At 61.4% G+C, this 22050-nt stretch carries 19 protein-coding genes; 10 read left to right on the forward strand and 9 right to left on the reverse strand.

What is annotated here, in order from left to right; genetic code table 11:
- Nucleotides 1–56 precede the first annotated feature (56 nt).
- From ACQKP2_RS04525 to ACQKP2_RS04545, 5 genes are all read left to right on the forward strand, one after another.
- Complete coding sequence (locus ACQKP2_RS04525) at nucleotides 57–830, forward strand: methyltransferase family protein (protein WP_427574697.1); 774 nt, start codon at nucleotides 57–59, stop codon at nucleotides 828–830.
- Nucleotides 824–1201: a hypothetical protein gene (locus tag ACQKP2_RS04530; protein WP_427574698.1), complete on the forward strand. Its 378-nt coding sequence runs from the start codon at nucleotides 824–826 to the stop codon at nucleotides 1199–1201. The genes ACQKP2_RS04525 and ACQKP2_RS04530 overlap by 7 nt, the downstream gene beginning before the upstream one ends.
- 21 nt (nucleotides 1202–1222) lie before the next feature.
- Nucleotides 1223–2038 (forward strand): SDR family NAD(P)-dependent oxidoreductase, encoded by an 816-nt coding sequence (locus tag ACQKP2_RS04535; protein WP_427574700.1) that lies wholly within the window; start codon nucleotides 1223–1225, stop codon nucleotides 2036–2038.
- Between the two features lie 24 nt (nucleotides 2039–2062).
- Nucleotides 2063–2836 carry a glucose 1-dehydrogenase gene (locus tag ACQKP2_RS04540; RefSeq protein ID WP_427574702.1) on the forward strand — a complete coding sequence of 258 codons (774 nt, stop codon included), beginning with the start codon at nucleotides 2063–2065 and terminating at the stop codon, nucleotides 2834–2836.
- 94 nt (nucleotides 2837–2930) lie between these two features.
- A complete protein-coding gene (locus ACQKP2_RS04545; RefSeq protein ID WP_427574704.1) occupies nucleotides 2931–4427 on the forward strand; it encodes a DUF1254 domain-containing protein in 1497 nt (498 codons plus the stop codon).
- Between the two features lie 766 nt (nucleotides 4428–5193).
- Here the strand turns inward: ACQKP2_RS04545 and ACQKP2_RS04550 are convergent.
- Nucleotides 5194–6561, reverse strand: coding sequence for a DUF1329 domain-containing protein (locus ACQKP2_RS04550; RefSeq protein WP_427574705.1), 1368 nt, complete (start codon nucleotides 6559–6561; stop codon nucleotides 5194–5196).
- A 288-nt stretch (nucleotides 6562–6849) separates the two neighbouring features.
- On the opposite strand from ACQKP2_RS04550, the gene ACQKP2_RS04555 reads away from it, so the two are divergent.
- From ACQKP2_RS04555 to ACQKP2_RS04570, 4 genes are all read left to right on the forward strand, one after another.
- Nucleotides 6850–8730: a DUF1302 domain-containing protein gene (locus tag ACQKP2_RS04555; protein ID WP_427574706.1), complete on the forward strand. Its 1881-nt coding sequence runs from the start codon at nucleotides 6850–6852 to the stop codon at nucleotides 8728–8730.
- A gap of 151 nt (nucleotides 8731–8881) precedes the next feature.
- The gene (locus ACQKP2_RS04560; RefSeq protein WP_427574708.1) at nucleotides 8882–11401 is read left to right on the forward strand and encodes a LuxR C-terminal-related transcriptional regulator; all 2520 of its coding nucleotides are present in this window, start codon (nucleotides 8882–8884) and stop codon (nucleotides 11399–11401) included.
- 125 nt (nucleotides 11402–11526) lie between these two features.
- Nucleotides 11527–12990, forward strand: coding sequence for a DUF1254 domain-containing protein (locus tag ACQKP2_RS04565; protein ID WP_427574710.1), 1464 nt, complete (start codon nucleotides 11527–11529; stop codon nucleotides 12988–12990).
- 161 nt (nucleotides 12991–13151) lie between these two features.
- Complete coding sequence (locus ACQKP2_RS04570; protein ID WP_427574712.1) at nucleotides 13152–13658, forward strand: hypothetical protein; 507 nt, start codon at nucleotides 13152–13154, stop codon at nucleotides 13656–13658.
- 240 nt (nucleotides 13659–13898) lie between these two features.
- Here the strand turns inward: ACQKP2_RS04570 and ACQKP2_RS04575 are convergent, their stop codons facing one another.
- The 5 genes from ACQKP2_RS04575 to ACQKP2_RS04595 form a co-directional block, all read right to left on the reverse strand.
- On the reverse strand, nucleotides 13899–14738 hold the full coding sequence (locus ACQKP2_RS04575; RefSeq protein ID WP_427574714.1) for an ABC transporter ATP-binding protein: 840 nt from the start codon (nucleotides 14736–14738) through the stop codon (nucleotides 13899–13901).
- A complete protein-coding gene (locus tag ACQKP2_RS04580) occupies nucleotides 14726–15529 on the reverse strand; it encodes an ABC transporter permease (RefSeq protein ID WP_427574715.1) in 804 nt (267 codons plus the stop codon). Before ACQKP2_RS04580 ends, ACQKP2_RS04575 begins: the two co-directional genes overlap by 13 nt.
- Nucleotides 15530–15538: 9 nt before the next feature.
- A complete protein-coding gene (locus ACQKP2_RS04585) occupies nucleotides 15539–16525 on the reverse strand; it encodes an ABC transporter substrate-binding protein (protein ID WP_427574717.1) in 987 nt (328 codons plus the stop codon).
- 277 nt (nucleotides 16526–16802) lie between these two features.
- Nucleotides 16803–18326 (reverse strand): aldehyde dehydrogenase, encoded by a 1524-nt coding sequence (locus ACQKP2_RS04590; RefSeq protein WP_427574719.1) that lies wholly within the window; start codon nucleotides 18324–18326, stop codon nucleotides 16803–16805.
- Nucleotides 18241–18723 (reverse strand): hypothetical protein, encoded by a 483-nt coding sequence (locus ACQKP2_RS04595; protein WP_427574743.1) that lies wholly within the window; start codon nucleotides 18721–18723, stop codon nucleotides 18241–18243. The genes ACQKP2_RS04590 and ACQKP2_RS04595 overlap by 86 nt, the downstream gene beginning before the upstream one ends.
- Before the next feature lie 59 nt (nucleotides 18724–18782).
- On the opposite strand from ACQKP2_RS04595, the gene ACQKP2_RS04600 reads away from it, so the two are divergent.
- The gene (locus ACQKP2_RS04600) at nucleotides 18783–19697 is read left to right on the forward strand and encodes a LysR family transcriptional regulator (protein WP_427574721.1); all 915 of its coding nucleotides are present in this window, start codon (nucleotides 18783–18785) and stop codon (nucleotides 19695–19697) included.
- 2 nt (nucleotides 19698–19699) lie between these two features.
- Here ACQKP2_RS04600 and argE read toward each other — a convergent pair whose 3' ends face one another.
- From argE to ACQKP2_RS04615, 3 genes are read right to left on the reverse strand one after another with little or no spacing between them, the layout of a single operon-like run.
- Nucleotides 19700–20851 (reverse strand): acetylornithine deacetylase, encoded by a 1152-nt coding sequence (gene argE, locus ACQKP2_RS04605; protein WP_427574723.1) that lies wholly within the window; start codon nucleotides 20849–20851, stop codon nucleotides 19700–19702.
- Nucleotides 20852–21526, reverse strand: a complete 675-nt coding sequence (locus ACQKP2_RS04610; protein ID WP_427574725.1) for a DUF1028 domain-containing protein — start codon at nucleotides 21524–21526, stop codon at nucleotides 20852–20854.
- Between the two features lie 16 nt (nucleotides 21527–21542).
- Nucleotides 21543–21959 carry a RidA family protein gene (locus ACQKP2_RS04615; RefSeq protein ID WP_427574726.1) on the reverse strand — a complete coding sequence of 139 codons (417 nt, stop codon included), beginning with the start codon at nucleotides 21957–21959 and terminating at the stop codon, nucleotides 21543–21545.
- Nucleotides 21960–22050 lie beyond the last annotated feature (91 nt).

Raw genomic sequence — 22050 nt, forward strand, 5'->3', positions numbered from 1 at the left:
CGCTGCACAGGCCGCGTACCGGGCTGCGGACGACTGTGTGCCCATGGAGAACAATAATGACCCGCTCCAGCATTTCTGCTGCACAACCGGCCCCTGCCTGGGTGCGGCATGCGCAACGCATCACGACCTATCTGACGGAAGATCTGGGTGGCGGTCCCCGGCCCCTGAAAATGGCCTGGGCCGTCAATACGCACAAGGTGATTACCGGTTTCATCATCTTCGCGATGATGTGTCATTTCGATAACTTCACCTTCGGCGCCTGGGTCTACCTGGGCTTGCATGGCGTCTATGGCTATTGCTGGTTGATCAAGGATGCGACGTGCCGCGATGCCAATTTCGATCGGCGCATCACCCTGGCCGGTACGGCGGTGTTGTACCTGGGCCTGATTGCCTGGTACTGGGCGTTGCCGTATCTGTTCATCTCGCGGCATATCGAGCCTGGCTATCCGTTGTTGGCGGCCTGCATTGCCGTGCACACCCTGGGCGTGGTGCTGATGGTCGCCGCCGACCTGCAAAAGAACTTCATCCTCAAACTGCGCAAAGGGCTGATCACCGACGGTGTGTTTGCCTACACCCGCAATCCCAACTACCTCGGCGAAATCATGATCTATGGCACCTACGCGGTGCTGGCTGCGCATTGGCTGGGCTGGGTGGTGGTGCTGTGGTGCTGGGTCGGTCTGTTTCTGCCGCGCATGCTGGCCAAGGATGCTTCGCTGTCGCGCCATCCCGGCTGGGCGCACTACAAGTCCGGCAGCGGCCTGTTGTTGCCGTCGCCACGGATCTTGCTGGCACCGTTCAAGGTCGGCGCGAAGGAGGGCCAGGCATGCTGATTCACGCTCGCTGGCTGTTTGGTTCCGCTGCACTGTTCAACTGGGCGGTGGTCCTGGGCCTGCTGTTGCTCAACCCCTGGCTGAGCCCCTTGCTGCAACTCAATGAACCTACCGGCAGCAATTTCGCCCTGCGTGACCTGGGGTTGATGCTGATTGCCACGTTCGGTGTCGCTTACCTGTGCGTTGCCCGTTCACCGGCACGCTTTCGGCCCTATGTCGGTCTGGGTGTGCTGGGCAAGTGCCTGGTGGTGATCGCCATTTATAGCCACTGGCTGGCCGGGCATATCAGTTGGCCGCTGCCGGCGCTGGCGCTCGGGGATGTGTTGTTCGCCTGGCTGTTCGTGGATTTCCTGCGCCGGCATCCGGCGTGACCCAAAACAAGAGAGTCGATTATGAACACTGTATTCAAAAGCTTTGCCCTGGAGGGCAAGGTCGCCCTCGTCACCGGCGGCGCGCGGGGCCTGGGTGCCGAAACCGCCGAGACCCTGGCCAAGGCCGGGGCCAGGGTGATGGTCAGCGATGTCTTGATGGCCGAGGCCGAGGCGGTCGCCGAGCGCATTCGCGCATTCGGCGGCGAAGCGCTGGCACTGGGGCATGACGTCACCAACGAGCAGCACTGGGAACAGGTGGTAAAGGCGACGGTCGAGGCCTTTGGCGGGTTGGATGTGCTGGTCAACAACGCCGGCATCGAGAAGGTCGCGCTGTTCACCGAAGCCAGTGTCGAGGACTTCCGCCAGATGCAGGAGATCAATGTCACCGGTGTATTCCTGGGGATCAAGCATGCGGCGCGGGCCATGCGTCCGCAGGGTTCGGCGGGCAAGGGCGGTTCGATCATCAACTTGTCTTCCGTGGCCGGGCTGGTCGGTATGCCGGCGTTGGGCGGTTATTGCTCGTCCAAGGGGGCCGTACGCTTGATGACCAAATCGGCCGCGGTGGAGTTTGCGCGACTGGGTTATGGCATTCGCGTCAATTCGATTCACCCGGCCATCGTCAAGACCGACATGGGCGCCAATGTCGTGCGCGGTTTCGCTGCCACCGGCCTCGCACCGGATGAAGCAACGGCCGATGCCTACATCGAGTCCCTGCATCCTATCGGCTACGGGCAGCCTGAGGATGTGTCCAGCGCGGTGCTGTTCCTGGCTTCAAGCGCTTCGCGCTGGAGCACCGGCAGCGAAATCGTGATCGACGGTGGCGCCAGCGCCTGCTGATTCAATTTTTCCGGGAGATGTGCAATGACTCGTTTGCTTGAAAAGGTGTGCCTGGTCACGGGCGCCGCCAATGGCATTGGCCTGGCGATTGCCGAGGCTTACTTGCGCGAAGGCGCCAAAGTCCTGTTGACCGATATCGATGAAACCCGAGGTGCGCAGGCTGTCGCACGCTTGCAGGAAGAGGGCTTGAGCGCCGCGTTCTTTTGCCACGATGCCAGCAGCGAAGAGCAATGGCAGCAGGCAATGGACGCGGTGATCGAGCGCTGGGGGCGGCTCGATGTGTTGGTCAACAACGCCGGCATCGCCATCCTTGCCAACGTCGAGCAATTGACCCTGGCGCAGTGGCGCAAGACCAACGCGATCAACCTGGACGGTGTCTTTCTCGGCACCCAGCAAGCCATCGCCGCCATGAAAGGCCATGGCGGCTCGATCATCAACGTGGCCTCGATCGAAGGCATCATCGGCGAACCCATGGTGCCGTCCTACAACGCGAGCAAGGGTGGCGTACGGATCTTCACCCGTGCCGCCGCCGCTCACTGCGCTCGCCAGGGATATGGAATCCGCATCAACAACCTGTGCCCCGGCTATGTCGCGACAGCGATGATCAGTGGCGGTTTGCAGAATATTGGCGATGACGCGGCCCAGCAGTTCCAGGCGTACCTGCAACAGCGTATTCCACTGGGGCGCCTCGCCGAACCTTACGAAATTGCCAAGGCCGCGCTGTTCCTGGCCTCGGACGATTCCAGCTACATGACCGGTTCCGACCTGGTGGTCGACGGCGGCTACCTGGCGCAGTAACCCTCAGTACTGCGCCGGTTTTTGGCGGAGCATCGGCGAACCCGGTGTTCCGCTTTTTTTTGCTTCCCACGCAATCATGAAAAAGGAAATACCTATGCGCCATTCGCTGCATCCGGGTGTGTTCACGCTGGCCCTCATGAGCACGACCGCATTAGCCGCCATCTCCCCGCAGAGTATCCAGCCGCCGCCAGTCGACAGCATTCGGGCCGACCGAGTCGAGCCCGGCGAAACCCCGGCGATGAAGGTGATGTACCGTGCCCGCCAGCTGGACGCCTACTCGCTGGGTGTCCAGGCCTACATTTATGGTTGGCCTGCGGTCGAGAACTATCGCGTGTGTTCGCGCCTGCTGGATCCGGACTTCCGCCATCATGCCGCGCTGAACAGCTTTCGCCACGAGCCGGCACCGGCCGATGATCAGTACCGTTTGTTCGTGACGCCCAATGGCGATCTGCTGTACTCGCAGGCCTGCCTGGATTTGAGCAGGGAGCCGATCATCCTGCATGTCCCCGACACTCAGGGCATGCGCTACTGGACCGCTCAGGTGACCGATGGATACACCGAGACCGTGGCCAATATCTCCAGGCGTTCGGTGGGTAACGGGCCCGGCGACTATGCCCTGGTCGGACCCGGCTGGAAGGGGACCTTGCCCAAGGGCGTCACCGCTGTACCGGTCGACACCCACAACGGTTTTATCCTGCTGCGTACTTTCTTCGAAGACCGCGACGATCTGGCGAAACGCACACGGGTGGTGCAGCAGCAGTTCAGTCTCGAGCCATTATCGGCCTACAAGGCCAGGACAGACTGGAAGGCTGCCGAGTTGCCCGCCGACGACCCACGTCGCGCGGTGCCCCAGGAGGAACAGGCGTTGTCGACATCGCTGGAATTTTTCCGCGTGCTCAACCGTGCCATGGCAGACGCCGGTCCGCGCCCCGGAGAAGAAGCACTGTGGGCTCAATTTCGTCGAATCGGGGTAGGTCCGGGCCTGGATTTCGATCCGGAGAAACTCGATTCGGCCACCCGTGAAGCCTTGCAAAAAGCCGTCGTCGACGGCTGGCAACTGGTCCAGGACCGTTCGGCCACGGCGCGAACCAAAGTGGTCAATGGCTGGGGTGTGCCGCAGTTGGATCAGCCGGTAGGCGCCTTCGGTCATGACTATTTGCAACGCGCCGGGGTTGCCCATCGGGGCATCTATTCCAACACCGCCGACGAGTACGCGGCGATGGCTGGAATTGCCGACACAGAGGGGCAACCGCTCAAGGGCGACAGGCGCTATGTCCTGCATTTTGACAAAGGTGCTTTCCCGGCGGTGCAGGCTTACTGGGGGCTGACCATCTACCGGCTTCCCGAGCGGCTGTTCTATCCCAACCCGATACAGCGCTGGACCGTCAACAGCGTGGACAAGACGCTCAAATACAACGCCGACGGTTCGCTGGACGTCTACATCCAGCGCGAGGTTCCGCAAGGGCATGAAACCAATTGGCTGCCGAGTCCCGATGGACCTTTTCAGCTGATTCTGCGGGCCTACCGCGCGACCGACCCTGCGATCTTCAAGGGTGAATGGGCACCGCCAGCCATTCGCCGGGTGGATTGAAACGAGCCACGAGTCCATGAAAACGCCTTCGCCCCGTAGGAGCCAGGCTTGCTGGCGAAGGCGGCCGCGCGTCACGCACCGACCATGAAAACGCCTTCGCCCTGTAGGAGCCAGGCTTGCCGGCGAAGGCGGCCTCGTATCATGCGTCGGCCCTGAAAACGCTTTCGCCGGCAAGCCTGGCTCCTACAGATTTGTGGCGGCCCCAAACCTCCATGTACGACGCAGGACCATTGTGGGAGCGAGCCTGCTCGCGATGGCGTCCATGCGTCCTGCGGCGGCATTGAAAACGCCTTCGCCTTGTAGGAGCCAGGCTTGCCGGCGAAGGCAGTCTCGCGTCATGCGCCGGCCCATGAAAACGCCATCGCCTTGTAGGAGCCAGGCTTGCCGGCGAAGGCAACCTCGCGTCATGCACCGGCCGTGAAAATGCCTTCGCCGGCAAGCCTGGCTCCTACGGATTGGGGGGGAGACGCACCCAGCAGGTGGGCGCTGTAGGAGCGAGGCTCGCCCGCGAAGGCGGCCTCGTGTCATGCGCCGGCCATGACAACGCCTTCGCCGGCAAGCCTGGCTCCTACGGATTGGGGGGAGACGCACCCAGCAGGTGGGTGCTGTACGAGCGAGGCTCGCCCGCGAAGGCGGCCCCGCGTCAAGCGCCGGCCATGACAACGCCTTCGCCGGCAAGCCTGGCTCCTACGGATTGGGGGGGACACACCCAACAGGTGGGGGTGTCGTGGGCCTGCAGGAGCACAGCTTGCCGCGTCGCTGGCCTCTACTTCACCCCGGCCGAGCGAAGTGCAGCAGGGCTGTAGTCAGCGGTGGATGCCTGGAAGTCGAAGTCATAGAAACGCTTCTCCTCGTTGGTCATGCCCAGCGCCAGGTAGCGACCCGATTGCAGGTCATACAGGGTTTCCAGGGCATAGTACGGAACCTGATGGTCGTACATCTGCATTTCATGGGCTTCGGCGACGCGCCAGAGCATGCCGCGGCCATCGTAGTGATCGATCTCGGCAGCCTGCCAGGTGTCCTCGTCGAAGTAGAAATGACGCTTGGCATAGATATGGCGCTCACCGGGCTTGAGGGTCGCCTCGACTTCCCAGACACGGTGCAGTTCATAACGCGCCAGGTCCTGGTTGATATGGCCGGGCTTGAGGATGTCGCTGTATTTGAGTTGGGTCGAGGCCAGCGCGAAGCTGTTGTAAGGAATGTAGATTTCCTTCTTGCCGATCAACTTCCAGTCGTAGCGGTCCGGTGCACCGTTGAACATGTCGTAGTTATCGGAAGTGCGCAGGCCATCGGTGGCCACGCCTGGACCGTCATAGGACACCTGCGGAGCACGGCGAACCCGGCGCTGTCCGGCGCTGTACATCCAGGCCATGCGCGGTTCCTTGACCTGATCGATCGTCTCATGCACCAGCAGCACGTCACCCGACAGGCGTGCCGGCTGCAGTACGCGCTGGGTGAAATAGAACATCACGTTGCTCGGCTCCGCCGGATTGTAGTCCTTGAGCTGGGTGCGGAAGGTGAACTGATCCTGGAACGTCACCAGCGTGCCGCTGCCGTTGGTTTGCGGTGTGGCCTGGGCGATGACCCGGCGGAAGCTGCCGCCGCGGTAACGGGTGATATGGTTCCAGGCCACTTCCACGCCGGTCTTGGGAATGGGAAAAGGGATGGCGGTGTCGAAGTTCTGCAGGCCGTTGCCGCCTTCGACCAGTTGCGTGGTGGTGGCGTTTTTCTTCGCCGCGGCATACACCGAGTCGGGCAGGGCGGCCGTACGATGGGTCGGGTAAACCGGCATCTTGTAGCTGTCGCCGTAGCGCGTGAACATCTCGATCTGACCCGGCGTCAGCTTGTCCTTGTACTGCGCCATGTTCGCCTTGGTAATGGTGAACAACGGCTTCTCGTTGGCAAAGGGGTTGCCGAGGAAGCCATTGGCGTCGACCGCGGCGGCGGTTTTGCCGAGCCCTCCGGTCCATGCCGGAATGCTGCCATCGGCGTTGGCGGCCTGTTGGGCACCTACCGGGGTCAGGGTCTTGCCCAACTGGGCGGCTTCATCGGCGGGAACGGCGGCCAGGACTGCGCCTGAGAGTGCAGTGAGGGACAGAGCCCCGGCTTTTAGCCAGGTTGTTATTGGAGTCATGAGTCTTTCCTCGGCGAGCATGTGTGGGACGGACTTGCTTGAATGCGCCCGGCAATGCGGGCGAAGGCGTTCGCCTTGAGCACAAACTAGCGATCATGCGCGGGGTAGAACGTCCCCCGGATGGGGGGGCGGCGGCGGGGGGAAAATCAGCGCAGGGCTCTGGCACGGGGGGCCTGGCTTTTTCATACCAGGGTATGAGATTTACGAATCACTACTTTGTCTCTTACCGGGTTCAAGAGGGTGCAATTAGCGTTGGCTGCCAACAATAAAAACCAATAGGGGAGCCGCATGCATAACCTCAACAAGGGCTGGATTTTCCAGCGCACAGCACTGGCAGCCGCCATCGCACTGGGCTGTGTCGTAGACGCACAGGCTGTTGCCTTCAACATCGGCGAAATCGACGGTTCGTTTGACTCTTCGTTGTCCATTGGTGCCAGTTGGGCGACCAGCAGCCCCGATCAGGACCTGATCGGCGGCAACAATGGCGGCAATGGTCTGGCGCAGACCTCCGATGACGGGCATTTGAACTTCGAAAAAAACAAAACCTTTTCCAAGATCTTCAAAGGCATTCACGACCTCGAGCTCAAGTACGGCGACACCGGCGTTTTCATGCGCGGCAAATATTGGTACGACTTCGAACTCAAGGACGAAAGCCGTCCGTTCAAGGACATCGATGACAATGGACGAAAGGAGGGCGCCAAATCGTCCGGTACGCAGCTTCTCGATGCGTTCGTCTATCACAACTACCAGATCGCCGAGCAGCCAGGCTCCGTGCGTCTGGGCAAGCAAGTGGTGAGTTGGGGTGAAAGCACCTTCATCCAGAACGGCATCAACTCGATCAACCCGATCGATGCGGCCGCGTTCCGTCGCCCCGGTGCGGAAATCAAGGAAGGCCTGATTCCGGTCAACATGTTCTATGTTTCCCAGACCCTGACCGAAAACCTGGCAGCCGAAGCCTTCTATCAGCTTGAGTGGGATCAGACGGTCATCGACAACTGCGGGACCTTTTTCTCCCAGCCGGATGTGGTGGCCGATGGCTGCGACAATAACCTTCGTGTACTGTCGCCGCGCTCGGCGCTTCCGGCGGGCGGGGTGGCGGCCTTGCAGAACGTTTTCGGCGCCGATATCGATCAGGAAGGTGTCAAGGTTCCCCGTGGCGCGGATCGGGATGCGCGAGACAGCGGCCAGTTCGGTGTGGCCTTGCGCTACATGTCGGACGCACTCGACACCGAGTTCGGCGGCTACTACATGAATTACCACAGCCGCTTGCCGTTCTTCAGTGCCACGGCGGCCAACCAGCAGGTCTACAACAGGGCCCGGGCGGTGTTGACCGGACCTGCTGCCGCCTTGCAGCCGATTGCCGTCGCGGCCAATTCGCAATACTTCATCGAGTACCCGGAGGATATCCATCTCTACGGCTTGAGTTTCTCCACGACGCTGCCGACCGGCACCGCCTGGGCCGGTGAAGTCAGCTACCGACCCAATGCGCCGGTGCAATTGAACACCCAGGACATCCTGTTTGCCGCGGTCGGCCCGCTGGGTGGCCCGGTGCTGCCCAACGCATCGCTGCTGGACGCTACGCCCGGCGAGGACCTGCATGGCTATCGCCGCAAGGAAATCACCCAGTTCCAAAGCACGCTGACGCACTTTTTCGATCAGGTCATGGGCGCCGACCGCCTGACGCTGGTAGGTGAAGTGGGCGTCGTGCATGTGGGTGGGCTGGAGAACAGTTCCGATGTGCGCTATGGCCGTGACCCGGTCTTTGGGCAGGGGCCGCTGCCGGCCAGTGCCGGCGGTACGATCGATACCTGTCGCCAGCTCAACCTGGGTACGGTGGGGGCCAACGGCAAAAACCTGACCCGCTTCTGCAAGGACGACGGTTACGTGACCAGCACCTCCTGGGGGTACCGCGCCCGGGCCATCTGGGACTACAACAACGTCTTTGCCGGGATCAACCTGAAGCCGAACATTGCCTGGTCCCACGATGTTGAAGGCTATGGGCCCAACGGTCAGTTCACCGAGGGCACCAAGGCCATCAGCCTGGGGCTCGATGCGCTGTATCGCAACACCTACAGTGCGAGCCTGTCCTACACCAACTTCTTTGGCGGCGACTTCAATACCTCGGTGGATCGCGACTTTGCCGCATTGAGCTTTGGCGTGAACTTCTGATCGCTGCGACGGTGTTTCTTCACGTTTTCGGGCGGCCTGCGGGCCGCTCTTTTTTAACGTCACTCGATCACCCGGCATCCCCCATCGAGGGGGTCATCCCCGGGTGTTCGCCCCGTTAGGCTTGATCGAACCCAAGATTCGAGCGCTTCCCATGTCCCTGGCCAAAACCAACAACAAACCGGGCACTGCACCACTCTGTTCACTGGCCATTGTGCCGCGCCCTCGACTTCGCCAGGTGTTGCTCGACAGCCAATGTCGGGTGCGCCTGCTTTGTGCTCCGGCAGGCAGTGGCAAAACCTTTTTGCTGCGCGAATGCGCCCGGCACTGCCCGCCGAACATGCGTCTGCTTTGGCTGGATCTGAAAGGGCAGTCTGTCGGTGCAAGCGGGTTGCTTGACGCATTGGCAGCGCAACTGGGCGCCGCGCAATCCGACCTAACGGGCATACAAACCTGCCTTGAGCAACAGGTAACACCCTTGTGGCTGATGCTCGACGATTACCCGCGCTCGCCCGACAACGCGCTCGATAGCCTACTGAACACGCTCCTGTTGTCTTCCTCGCACCGGGTGCAGTGGTGGATCGCCAGCCGGCGGCGCCCGAACTGCCAACTGATGCGATTGCTGCTGGAAAGAAAACTGCTGGAGCTGGGGCCTCGCGAGCTGGCGTTGACGAATGCCGAACTGGATGAGGTGCTGGATCATGAAGCGTTGCCACTCGCGCCGGCCACTGCCCGGCAATTGCTGAACTCCACGGGCGGCTGGTACGCGGGCGTGAGGATGCAGCTGCTGGGTCAATCGCACGGGTCGAGCTTTGAATTCGCCCGCAACGACTTGCTGATCGAGCGTTACCTGGAGAGTGAGGTACTCGATGGTCTGTCCTCCCAGTGGCGCGAGTGGCTTAGCACATTGGCCTGTTTGCCGAGCTTCGATGCTGCCCTTTGCGGGCATTTGCTCGGGGCCGTCGATAGCGGTCGTGTCATAAGACAGTTGCAGGAGACCGGGCTGTTGATCGACGCGCCGGACCGGCAAGCTGAGCGCTACTGCGTGCAACCAGCGGTTGCCCGGCTACTCGCGGCACGTCTGTTCCCGGAGCAAAGAAAAGCCTTGTTGCACCGTGCTTGCCAGTGGTGCATTGCGGCGCAACAGCCCCAGGAAGCCATCGAATATGCGTTGCTGGCCGGGCAACACGAAGTCGCGGTGTCCCTGTTGCAGAGCCTCAGCCTGGAGCGCTTGCTGCAAGGCCGGGAGCTGGCGCGGGTGCTGCACTGGCTGGATCGGTTGCCGGCACCGTTACTGGACGGCGGCTCGCCTGAGCTGTCAGTCCTTTTCGCCTGGTCGCTGTTGCTCGGTGGTCAGCTGGAGAAGGCTCAAGACTGGATCGATCGCCTGGAGCGCAGCCTGCCGCAGCCTGATGGGCAGAGGCATCGCAGCTCATGGGCACAGTGGCAAGTATTGACTGTCGCCATTGCCTGTTATCGCGCGCAGGCCCGAACGCCCGACGAGGATCTGCAACATGCCCTGGAACACCTGGCGGAGGAGGACTGGGTGCAGCGCTTGCTGGCTCAGGCCACGCTGATCGAATGGGCATTGGGTCAAGGTCGCATCGAACAGGCGCGGCAACTCATCCGCAGCGCCGTGGCGGCGGCGCGTCGACAGGGCAGTCTGACCCTGGAAGCGCTGTTGCTGTTGCAGCACAGCAATGTGCTGGAGATGCGCGGCGAACTCACGCGCGCCGATACGCTGCTTGAACATTTGCAACACGAGCTCGAGGTCGGGCCGACGGACGCGGCTGATTGGCTGGTCGGCCGAACCCGCTTGCGCCGAGCGGCGATTCTGGAGCATTTGGGGCGTGACGAAGAGGCGGTACGTTACTTTCAGTCCGCACTTGAGGTCAGTCTGGAGTGCCGGGATCCTTGGGCACTTGAGGGCTATGTAGGGCTTGCCGGGCTGGCGTGTGAAAGGAATGACCCGGGAGCGGCGTTCGCTCATCTGGCCAACGCAACGCGCGTGCTGCAGGTGCAACGAATTTCCGAGCCGGTGTATGAGTGCCGGTTGACGCTGGCTTACGCAAAACTCTGGCTGACCCAGGGGCAACCTGCCAAGGCAGAGCGGGCATTGAGCCAATGCCTGGCGTTGTATCAGGGCAGGACGCCTATGGGCCACCCGGAGCTGTTGCCGCGCATGCAGTTGCAGCTTTTGCAGGCTCGCCTGGCCGCGGGCCGAGACGTCAATGAACCCCTGGATGACATGCTCCAGCGGGCGCAATCGCAGGGGTGCTGGCCATTGGCGTGCAAGCTGTGGCTATGCCTTGCACAAGCCTTTGATCTCTGCGGACAACGCAAGAACGCCGGGCATGCCTTGATGGAAGGCTTGAGGCTGTCGCGCCGATTGGGTTTGAGCGGCATCGAACGAAGTTTCAGCTCGCAGAATCAGGGGCTGACGGTACTCGGCCAGCCATCCATGACGACTCCCGGCGATGTCAGGCTCAGCCGTCGTGAACGCACGGTCCTGGAGATGATTGCCCAGGGATTGTCCAATCGGGAAATCGCCGAAGGGCTGCATTTGTCGCTGCACACCGTCAAGAGCCACGCGCAAAAGATCAACACCAAGCTTGGGGTCTCTCGCCGGACCCAGGCCATTGCCCAGGCCAAGCTGCTGGGCATGGTCGGTTGAGCCGTTCGCCCATTGCGAGGCGGATTCCCCCCAATCAGGGGATCAAACCCGAGTCTGTTCGGCGCCAGAGTCGTCACCGTTCATTTGCGTCTTCGACTCCAATAAAAATACAGGGACTACCCGCTATGACGTTCGCCAGAAACCTGCTCGCTTCGCTGATCGCCTGTTCGACGTTGGCCCTGTCTGTTCCCGCGTTGGCGGGCAAAGCGCAAGGTGTGGACTCCGCGATGGGCCCACTGCAATTCGAAAGTGGCTATCCCACGCAGGCCACCATGACCCGGTTGCTGGGCGAGATGGACGTGATGCGGGCCACCGAGGCCTACCTGTGGGGTATTCCTGTGGCCGGGATGATCGAATGGAAGAACGCCCAGAACAACGTCTTCAAGGTGCGTGACGGTCAGTTGGTGTCCTACATCACCCAAAAACAGAAGCAGGGCATCCTCACGCCCAACTACACCACGCCCTATATCGGGACCTTCGCCGACCTGTCCAGGACCGGCCCGCTGGTGCTGACGCTGCCCAAGGGCCTGATGGCGGGCATGGTGATGGATGTGCACCAGCGCGTGCTGGAGGACCTGGGCGTGGTGGGCCCGGACAAAGGCCAGGGCGGCAAGTATCTGCTGCTGCCGCCGGGGCAGGAAAAGGTCGCCCCCGAGGGTTACTTCGTGGTGCAGGCAAAGTCCAACATCGTGTTTTTCGGCGTCCGCCTGTTGGGCAAGGACAAGGACGAAGCGGTCAGGACCCTGGTGCCGCAGATCAGCACCGCACTCTACAACGACGGCAAGCCTGGCGAGCCTTGGCCCGTGGTTCCGGCCGGCGAGCAGCCCTGGAGCCAGACCCCACGCACTGGCATGGATTACTGGAAGAGCATCGATCAGTTGGTGCAGCAGGAAGTGGTGGAGGAGCGTGATCGTTTCATGATGGAGCACCTGCGTTTTCTCGGTATCGAGAAGGGCAAACCGTTTGCGCCTGATGCGGCTCAAAAGACGGCGCTTGAAAAAGGCGCCGTGCTCGGCCAGGCCATGGCCAAGGCCAACAACTATGCCAAGCGTTTCGAACCGGCTTTCTGGCCAGGCACGAAATGGAAGAACGCCCTCAATGTAAGCACCAACCAACGCGCACCGAATTGGGATCAGTTCGACGAACGAGCGTCGTGGTTCTATGAAGCCGCCTCGGTGTCCAAGGCCATGCTTACCCAGACGCCGGGGGTGGGCCAGCGTTACCTGGTGACCTATCAGGACAAGGACGGTCATTGGCTCAGCGGTGAGCACACCTACAAGCTGCATGTGCCCGCCAACGTTCCGGCCAAACAGTTCTGGTCCTCGACTGTGTATGACGAGAAAGAACGGCAGATGATCGTCAATGACCAGAAATCCCCCGACATCGCCGCCGACAAATCGACACTCAAGACCAATGCCGACGGCTCCGTGGACATCTACTACGGTCCCAAGCCAGTCAAAGGCCATGAGCAAAACTGGGTGCAAACCAATCCGGGCGAGGGCTGGTTCACGTATTTCCGTTTTTACGCGCCGACCGAAGCGTTTTTCGACAAGTCCTGGAAGATGGGTGATATCGAAAGGGTCCAGTGAGACCCAGGGTTCTGCTTCAGGTTCTTTTGGTGCGAGGAAATGTCGGGTGGTTTGCCGGCGTGGCGCTTCCCCCCATGCGGGGGATCGAAGCCGGCTCTGTCATGTCCCATGATTTTTCCGCACGCACGAGGTTCACAACCACAATTGAAGAGGCGACAGGCATGAGCAATACCCATGAAGTACAGGGCGCAGGTTTCGTTCGATCCGGCTTCGGCATGCTGATTCTCGGCATGGTGATGGGGCTGGGTGTCGTCGGCCACTATATGGTCGGCGCACGCTGGGATACCGGCGCCGAGTTCCTGCGCAACGTCGGGCTCTGGTTTGGCTGCCCCTGGACCCTCAGCACCAGCATGGTGATGGTCGGCGCCATCGGCATGATTGCCATGGGCTCGGCTTATGCGACATTGGCCCGATTGGCGAAGGATGATTTTGCAGCAGCCAGTGACCTGCCGCGGCGGCTATGCAAGGGCTCGCTGGTGGCGATCTTCCTGACCGGTTTCATCGGTTACTTTGTCGTCGATGCGTTCTGGCCGGGTTTCTACTACTCGCCGATCAAGGCCGGCAAGGAAGTGTGGCTGTCGATGCAGCTGCTTTGCATGATGGGCTATCTCGTCGGAGTGATCCTTGCGTTCAATGGCGTGCGCCACCTCAAAACGCAGCCGGCCTGACTTCCCGAGATGCGACGCACGTTGATACTGGGCAGCCTGGGCGCGCTTTTGCTGTGTGGGGGCTGGGTGATTGCCTGGGCTGTCCAGGCCGCGTTCAGCTATGACCCTTCCCTGTGCAGGGCTTTGCATCAGGGGTTGGGCTGAATCGCCCCGGATGGCAGTCAAGGGACTGCATGTACCGATTAAGCGTTACCGGGAGGTCACCTCAGGTGATCTCCCGGTTTTTTTGCAGGTCTGGCGTCAGTGGTGATGGTCTTCCGGACCGTCATGCAGAAGATGGAAGATGTCACGCTTCATTTTGATGAACTCCGGTTCCATCACCATATCCAGCGATCTCGGGCGCTGCATTGGAACGTCAAGCACTTCCTTGATCCGCCCCGGGCGTGCGCCCATGACGAAGATGCGGTCGCCGAGCAGAATCGCTTCGTCGATATCGTGGGTGACAAACAGCACCGTCTTCTTGCTGTGTTCCCAGACCCGCAACAGCAGTTGTTGCATCTGCAGGCGTGTCTGGCTGTCGAGGGCGCCGAAAGGTTCGTCCATGAGCAGGATCTGCGGATCGTTGGCCAGTGCCCGGGCAATCGCGACCCGTTGCATCATGCCGCCCGACAGCTGCTTGGCATAGTTGTCGGCGAACCTGGCGAGCCCGACTTCGTTGACGTAGTAGTCGACGATGTCCTTGCGTTCCCGGGCGGGCATGCCCCGGCGCTTGAGCCCGAACTCGATGTTCTGTCGTACCGTCAGCCACGGGAACAAGGTGTAGCCCTGGAACACCATGCCGCGATCGGCCCCTGGCCCGTCGACTTGCTGGCCGCCGACGTAGATTTCCCCCGAGGTGGGCTCGGCAAGACCTGCTGTCAGGTACAGCAAACTGGATTTGCCGCAGCCCGAGGGGCCGACCAGCACAGCGAACTGCTGGTCAGGTACTTCGAACGACACTTGCTCCAGCGCGGTGAAGGTTTCGCCCGCCGATGTCTGGTAGCGCAGGCTGACCTTGTCCACTTTGAGGCGTGGTGCTGCATTGGGTGCGGCGCTGACGGGGGTGACGAGTCTTGGGGAAGTTGCGGTTACTGAGCCCATGCGGCCACCTTCAAGCGAAGAATTCTGAAAAGTTGATCGGTGATCAGGCCCAAGAGGCCGATCACGGCAATCGCCAGGAAAATCACATCGACCTGGAAGCCGCGCATGGCTTTGAGGCTGAGGTAGCCAAGGCCGCTCGATGCGGCAACCAGCTCGGCGACCACCAGATAGGTCCAGGCCCATCCCATGGTGACGCGCAAGGTATCGAGCACACCTGGCAAGGACGCCGGGGCGATCACATGCAGGACCGCATCGCGGCGATTGGAGCCCAATGTGTAGGACGCGTTGATCAGGTCCTTGGAGATGCCTTTGGACACGTCCGCGATCATCACCAGCTGCTGGAAGAACACCCCGAAAATGATCACCGATACCCGCTGCTCCAGACCGATGCCGATCCACAGAATGAACAGGGGAACGAACGAGGTGACCGGCAGGTAGCGGATGAAGTTGACCAGGGGTTCGAGGAACGCCTGAACCACCCGGAAACTGCCCATCAGCAAGCCCAGCGGGACGGCCACCACCGAAGACACCACGAACCCGACCATCACCACTTCCACGCTGGCCCAGACGTGTTCGCCCAGCGTTCCGGCACGGCCCAGGCGCACGCCGGCCTCAAGCACCGCGCCGGGTGTCGGCAGGAACATGCCAGGCACCAGGCCGCCGTAGGACAGGCCGGCCCACAGCCCGATCAGCATCACCCAGGCCAGGGCACTGGCGCTCCAGATCACCTGGCCCGGCAAACTGGTTTTCGGGGTAAGACAACGGTTCAGCCATGAATTGCGCTTGAACATGAGGACCTCCTAGAGCGGGCTGACAAAGCGGTTGTCGATCAAGTCGTCATTGCTGACGTTGTAGGGTTTGCCCTGCAATTCGCTGGCGGTTTCGTTGGCCAGTTGAATCAGCGCTGCGCTGTCGCCCGGTTTGCCCGGTTTGCCGAGCAGTTGTTCGCTCATCGCCTGATCGTAGAAGCGCACGCCTTTGGCGGCAGCGGCCAGTTCCTTGGGATCGGCCAGGTAACCACCGACGCCCTTGGCCATGATTTCGTAGGCCTTTTCCGGATGGTCCTGGGTGTACTTGACCGCTTTGTACAGGCCGGCCACCAGGGCCTTGACGTCTTCAGGCTGCTTTTCGATGACCGAGCAGTTGAGCGCCACCACGTCGACGATGACGCCCGGAGTGCTGCTGCTGTCGATCAGCACCTTGCCTTGTTGCTTGCTGCGCACCATCGACAGGTGCGGCTCCCAGGTGACGGCGGCCGGTACACGACCGGCGATGAACGCTGTGGCGGCGTCGTCGGCCGTCATGTTCTGCACGGTGATATCGCTCATGGTCATGCCATGTTTTTTCAGCAGGTAGGACAACCAGAACTGTGAGGTGGAGCCTTCGTTGACTGCCACGGCCTTGCCCTTGAGTTCCTGCAGGCTCTTGACGTCCTTGCCCACAAGCACACCGTCGCCACCATGGCTGTCATCCAGTGCGGCCACGGCCTTGAAGCAGAACTGCGGACGGTACTTGAGCACTTCATCGATGGTCGACGCCGAGCCGGACAATTGTCCCGAGGCCTGGCCGGCCATGTACATCGAGGCTTCTTCGACCACCGGCAGCTCGACCGTCAAACCGTTTTCCTTGAAGTAACCCAGGTCCTGGGCGAGGTAGAGGGTGCCGTAGCCGACCCATGTGGTGTGACCGATGGACAGGGTGCCGGCCTGGGCGCTGGTGGCGACCGTCGCGGCGATGGCGGTGACGGCCAGCGGATGGGTTAAGCGGGTAAGCAAGGACTTGATCATGGAGCACTCCCGGAACGATGGTTTTTTGTTCGTATATTTCGGGGCAGTGGGCATCGCCAAAAAGTGAGTTTCCTATGGTCTCTGGCGGACCCTTTACCTCTGTGTGCGGCATTGATGTTGGCTGATGTCTCGGAGCAGGAAAATTAGTAAATATGTCGTTGCTGACGAGGAAAAAAGTGGTTTGCGGCGCGCTTGTGGAGCGTGCGGAAACAGCGCCTGAAACGCCGCTGTCGCGGTAGGCACAGCGGCGTTTCAAGTCACTTGCGGTAGGCGGATTTCAACGCAACTGGAACCACGTGGTTTTCAGTTGCGTGTACTTGTCGAATGAGTGCAGCGAGAGGTCCCGGCCGAAACCCGACTGCTTGCCGCCACCGAAAGGTACGCAGACGTCCAGGGCATCCACCGTGTTCACCGACACGGTCCCGGCATTGAGCCGACCCGCCACGCGATGTGCACGGTTGAGGTCGTCGGTCCAGACCGACGCCGCCAGTCCGTAGATATGGTCGTTGGCGATCCTGATGGCCTGGTCTTCATCGTCGAACGGGGTGATCGCCAGCACCGGGCCGAAGACTTCCTCGCGGGACAACGGCATGTCGGGGCTGACATCGGTGAACAGCGTGGGCTGGATGAAATTGTTCGAGCCGTTGATCGACAGGCGATCACCACCGGTCACCAGGCGTGCGCCGCTGGCCGTTGCCGCGTTGATGTAACCCATGATGCGCTCGGCTTGCCGGGCGTCGACGATGGCGCCCATTTTGCTGGCGGGGTCCAGCGGATCGCCGGGCTGCCAGTGGCGGGCCTTCTCGATCAGACGCTCGACGAACTGGTCGTGAATGGAACGCTGCACCAGCAGTCGCGAGTTCGCCGAGCACACTTCACCCTGATTGAAGAAAATCCCGAACGCCGCTTTTTCGGCCGCCAGGTCCAGGTCCTGGCAATCGTCGAACACCAGGTTCGGACTCTTGCCGCCGCACTCCAGCCAGACTTGCTTGAGATTCGATTGCGCCGAGTACTGCATGAAGTACTTGCCCACTTCGGTCGAGCCGGTGAACGCCAGCGCATCGACATCCGGATGCAGGCCGAGTGCGCGTCCGGCCTGCTCACCGAGGCCGGTGACCACGTTGAGCACGCCTTCCGGCACGCCGGCCTGCAAGGCCAGTTCGGCCAGGCGCAGGGCCGAGAAGGGCGACTGTTCGGCTGGTTTGAGGATCACGCTGTTGCCCGCCGCCAGTGCGGGCGCCAGTTTCCACGCCGCCATATCCAGGGGGAAGTTCCATGGCACCACCGCGGCGATGACACCCAACGGCACCCGGGTGATGGTGGCCAGCGCATCGCGACCGGTGGGCGCCACCTGGTCATACAGCTTGTCGAGGCTTTCGGCGTACCAGGCGAAAACCTGCGCGGCGCCCGGCACATCGACCATGTAGGCGTCCATGACCGGCTTGCCCATGCTGAGCGAATCGAGCAGCGCCAGCTCCTCGCGATTGGCCAGAATCAACTCGGACAGGCGCAGGAGAATGGCTTTGCGCTCCCTGGGGGCCATCCGCGCCCAGGCGCCATGCTCGAACGCATTGCGCGCGACAGCGACGGCCAGGTCGACATCTGCGTCAGAGCAGGCGGCGACATGGGCGAGCAGGGTATTGGTGGCCGGGTTGATGACCGCGAACGTCTTGCCGTCCTCTGAGCGATGGGCACGCCCGCCGATGTTCGCCGTATCAATGAAGTGCTGTTTTTTTGCCAGGCGTTGCCAGTTGTTCAAGTCGGTCACTGCAAGCTCCAGGGGCGCCGGTGAGGGCGCCATTGACGATGAGTTGCGGCGATAGTGGCTCAGGTGCAACAGGCAGGAAATGAGTAAAAATATGCTCGCTGTCGATAAAAAAACTCGGCAGCCGCGCACCTCTCTGGTGCGTCAGAGGTGATCGTCGAGAGAGTTTTTTTAGTTTCAATAGGCAGGAATTTGCTTGTTTCCCACCGCGCGCCTGCATCGCAGAATTGCAGGCGCGCGGGTGAAGCCTGTATTGATTGATGCAATGCTGTTCACTGTAGGAGCGAGCATGCTCGCGATTGTCGTCAACGATGACGCGGGATGTCTGAATTCCCGCGTCGTTTGCGCCTCCATCGCGAGCATGCTCGCTCCTACAGGATGAACAGCATTGGAATTGATAGGTGAGGTTGTTGCAGCCCACACGTCGGGTCATGGATTGACGACGGTTTGCGCCCCGTTTTGAGGCATTGATCCAGCCCTTTTGAGGTACTCATGGCAGCTTACAACCTGCGGCAACTCAAGTATTTCATCACCACCGTCGAATGCGGCAGTGTCGCCGAGGCGTCACGCAAGCTCTACATCGCCCAACCGTCGGTTTCCACTGCCATCAAGCATCTGGAAGAAAGTTTCGGCGTGCAGCTGTTGATCCGTCACCATGCGCAAGGGGTGTCGCTGACGCCCAGTGGCGCACGCTTTTACCGCAAGGCCCGGGAGTTGCTGCAAGTCGCCCATGAGTTCGAGCAGAACGCGCTGGCCGATAACGATGTAGTCTCCGGCCAGATCGACATCGGCTGTTTTGAAACCGTTGCGCCGCTTTACTTGCCGAAGCTGATCGCCGGTTTCCGTGATCGTTGGCCGGGGGTGGAAGTGCGCATCCGCGACGGTGAGCAACAGGAACTGGTCCAGGGCCTCACCTCCGGCAGCATCGACCTGGCGATGCTCTATGAACATGATCTGGACGGCACCATCGAGACCGTGCCGTTGATGGCGCCGCAACAACCCTATGCGTTGTTGCCGCACGGGCATCGTTTTGCCCACCAGGCGAAAGTCTCGCTCAGCGATCTGGTCCTGGAACCCATGGTGCTCCTTGACGTGCAACCCAGCCGGACCTACTTCGTGAGCATTTTCGAAGAACGCGGGCTAAACCCGCATATTCTCTTCAGCTCACCTTCCATTGAAATGGTCAGGGGCATGGTCGGACGCGGTTTCGGCTTTTCGATTCTGGTGACCCGGCCGCATTCCGAATACACCTACGATGGGCAGAAGGTGGTCTGCGTGCCATTGGCCGAGGAAGTCACGGGGTCGGGACTTTCCGCGGCCTGGCTACGGCGGTCGCAGCTGACCAAGCCTGCACAACTTTTTCTCGATCATTGTCGCCAGGTGCTGGCAGACAACGTGGACATCTGAGGTCAGCTGCGCAATGCCAGCGCCATGCGCTCGAGCATGGCGTCACAGGCGTCCAGTTGCTCGATGCTGACGAACTCATCGGGCTTGTGGCCCTGATCCATGCTGCCCGGTCCGCAGACCACGGTGGCAATGCCGATGGCGTCGAACAACCCGCCTTCGGTGCCGAACGCAACCGTGGTGAACTCGTCCGAACCGCAGAACTGCGCAATCAATTGTGCCGCTTCACTGTGGGCGTCGGTAGCCAATCCCGGATAGGCCGACAGCTCGGAAAAGCGGATGGCACTGCCTGCATCCACGGCGCGCATCCTGGGCAATAGGTCCTGCTCGGCGTAATGCGCAAGTTGCTCGGCCACCTTGCGCGGGTCTTGTGCGGGAAGCGCGCGGACTTCGAAATCGAAACGACAGTCGGCAGGGACGATGTTGAGTGCCTTGCCACCACTGATCACGCCGGTTTGCACCGTGGAAAAAGGCGGGTCGAAGCGCGGATCATGCAGCTCAGGTGAGCGCAGGCCGGCGCCGATCCGGCCCAGTTCGCCGATCAGTTGCGCGGCGTATTCGATCGCATTGACACCCTGCGGCGCATAAGCCGAATGACAGGCTGCCCCGTGGACGTCGCAGCGCATGGCCAGTTTGCCCTTGTGACCGAGTACCGGTTTGAGTTCGGTGGGTTCGCCGATGATGCACATCAGGGGTTTGTGGGGCCGCTGCTGCAGCTCGGCGAGCAGTGAGCGCACGCCCAGGCAGCCGACTTCCTCGTCATAGGACAGTGCGATGTGCACCGGCATGCGCAACGGTGCCGCCAACAGGTTCGGCACGGCAGCCAGCACGCAGGCGATGTAGCCCTTCATGTCGGCGGTACCACGCCCATAGAGCTTGCCGTTTTTTTCGCTGAGCTCGAAGGGCGCAACGGTCCAGGGCTGACCGTCCACCGGAACCACGTCGGTGTGACCGGAAAGCACAATGCCCGGACGATCGTCCGGGCCCAGCGTGGCGAACAGATTGGCCTTGCTTCGCGTGTCATTGAAGATCAGCTCGCAAGGCACGTCGAGCCGGTTCAGGTAGTCGCGCACGAACTCGATCAACTGAAGATTCGATTCACGGCTGGTGGTGTCGAATCCGACCAGCGCGGCCAGCAAGTCTCGGCTACTGCTCATTCATTCATCCCCCGGCACGCCATAACTGGGCGCCTTGGTCGGGTCGAGGGCGCGCACGATGTAGTCCTGCATCTGTGGACGGTAGGCCGTCCACAACTGTGCCAGTTGGCCGATCGGGTCTTCGTCCGCCCAGTCGACACGCAGGTCGACGATGGGCCAGGTCAGGTCCCCCACCACGACCAGCGCGGCCGAGTGAACCGGGCCGGCCTCACCGCCGGCAGCCACGGCGGCCTGCATGGCGGCCAGCAGACGGTCGGCCAACTGGCCGCCGCTGTTTTCGAACGTCTGCACCAGGGCTTCGATCACGGCTTGGTTGGCCAGCATGTTGCCGGCCGCCACACACTGGTCACCGGCAATGGCGTTATGGGTGCCGAGGGTGTGACTGCCACTGAAATGCGCGGTCCGCCCCAGGTGATCGATGGCCGTGAGCTGGCGGAACTGACTGTAGCCATTGCTGGTCAGCGCCTTGTCCAGTGCATCGGCGGGTGAATGCCCGCTCTCCATCTGGTCGAGAACCTGAGGGCCCAGGGCGGGGAGGGTGATGTTCTGTGTGGCGACGGCACCCACGCCCGGGCGCAGCCATGGGCAACGTGCGCCCACGGCAATGCTGGAGGAGCTGATGGCGATGCCCAGTTGACCGGTTTCGGCGCAACGACCGACGATTGAAAACGTCATGGTGAGTTCGTCCTTTTTATTCCGGAATGACGGCGATTACATCGATTTCCATCAGCCATTCCGGTTGTCCCAGCCCGGAAATGATGAGGCCGGTGGAGATCGGGAAAACCCCCTTGAGCCATTTCCCGACTTCCTGGTAGACCGGTTCCCGATAACGAGGGTCGACCAGGTAAGTCGTGGTCTTGACGATGTGGCTCAGGTCGCTGCCGGCCTCCTCAAGCAGTTGCTTGACGTTGCGCATGGCTTGTTCGGCCTGGGCACGCGGGTCGCCAAGACCGACGAGGTTGCCTTCGAAGTCGGTGCCGATCTGGCCGCGAACATACACGGTGTTGCCGGCGCGGACGGCCTGGCAGAGGTCGTTGTCCAGCTTCTGATTGGGATAGGTCTCTTTGGTGTTGAACATGCGGATGCGCGTGTGGGTGGGCTGAGTCATGCACGTTTCCTCTGATTAAGACGGCGGGGGCTGACGAACCAGTGTGAGCCCCGGTTTTTTGTTGGGTATGACGCCATTCTGTCGATGCCCT

The sequence above is a fragment of the Pseudomonas sp. NPDC089569 genome, from assembly GCF_050280625.1.
In the GTDB taxonomy this organism is placed as follows: Bacteria; Pseudomonadota; Gammaproteobacteria; order Pseudomonadales; family Pseudomonadaceae; genus Aquipseudomonas.

Excerpts from the sequence above, each read along its gene's own strand:
- ACQKP2_RS04555 (WP_427574706.1), top strand. The coding sequence starts at position 6,850 with ATGCATAACCTCAACAAGGGCTGGATTTTCCAGCGCACAGCACTGGCA.
- ACQKP2_RS04615 (WP_427574726.1), bottom strand. The coding sequence starts at position 21,959 with ATGACTCAGCCCACCCACACGCGCATCCGCATGTTCAACACCAAAGAG.
- ACQKP2_RS04570 (WP_427574712.1), top strand. The coding sequence starts at position 13,152 with ATGAGCAATACCCATGAAGTACAGGGCGCAGGTTTCGTTCGATCCGGC.
- ACQKP2_RS04580 (WP_427574715.1), bottom strand. The coding sequence starts at position 15,529 with ATGTTCAAGCGCAATTCATGGCTGAACCGTTGTCTTACCCCGAAAACC.
- ACQKP2_RS04535 (WP_427574700.1), top strand. The coding sequence starts at position 1,223 with ATGAACACTGTATTCAAAAGCTTTGCCCTGGAGGGCAAGGTCGCCCTC.
- ACQKP2_RS04565 (WP_427574710.1), top strand. The coding sequence starts at position 11,527 with ATGACGTTCGCCAGAAACCTGCTCGCTTCGCTGATCGCCTGTTCGACG.
- ACQKP2_RS04525 (WP_427574697.1), top strand. The coding sequence starts at position 57 with ATGACCCGCTCCAGCATTTCTGCTGCACAACCGGCCCCTGCCTGGGTG.
- ACQKP2_RS04545 (WP_427574704.1), top strand. The coding sequence starts at position 2,931 with ATGCGCCATTCGCTGCATCCGGGTGTGTTCACGCTGGCCCTCATGAGC.
- argE (WP_427574723.1), bottom strand. The coding sequence starts at position 20,851 with ATGAGCAGTAGCCGAGACTTGCTGGCCGCGCTGGTCGGATTCGACACC.
- ACQKP2_RS04540 (WP_427574702.1), top strand. The coding sequence starts at position 2,063 with ATGACTCGTTTGCTTGAAAAGGTGTGCCTGGTCACGGGCGCCGCCAAT.
- ACQKP2_RS04595 (WP_427574743.1), bottom strand. The coding sequence starts at position 18,723 with ATGACCCGACGTGTGGGCTGCAACAACCTCACCTATCAATTCCAATGC.
- ACQKP2_RS04590 (WP_427574719.1), bottom strand. The coding sequence starts at position 18,326 with ATGGCGCCCTCACCGGCGCCCCTGGAGCTTGCAGTGACCGACTTGAAC.
- ACQKP2_RS04530 (WP_427574698.1), top strand. The coding sequence starts at position 824 with ATGCTGATTCACGCTCGCTGGCTGTTTGGTTCCGCTGCACTGTTCAAC.
- ACQKP2_RS04560 (WP_427574708.1), top strand. The coding sequence starts at position 8,882 with ATGTCCCTGGCCAAAACCAACAACAAACCGGGCACTGCACCACTCTGT.
- ACQKP2_RS04575 (WP_427574714.1), bottom strand. The coding sequence starts at position 14,738 with ATGGGCTCAGTAACCGCAACTTCCCCAAGACTCGTCACCCCCGTCAGC.
- ACQKP2_RS04610 (WP_427574725.1), bottom strand. The coding sequence starts at position 21,526 with ATGACGTTTTCAATCGTCGGTCGTTGCGCCGAAACCGGTCAACTGGGC.
- ACQKP2_RS04585 (WP_427574717.1), bottom strand. The coding sequence starts at position 16,525 with ATGATCAAGTCCTTGCTTACCCGCTTAACCCATCCGCTGGCCGTCACC.
- ACQKP2_RS04550 (WP_427574705.1), bottom strand. The coding sequence starts at position 6,561 with ATGACTCCAATAACAACCTGGCTAAAAGCCGGGGCTCTGTCCCTCACT.
- ACQKP2_RS04600 (WP_427574721.1), top strand. The coding sequence starts at position 18,783 with ATGGCAGCTTACAACCTGCGGCAACTCAAGTATTTCATCACCACCGTC.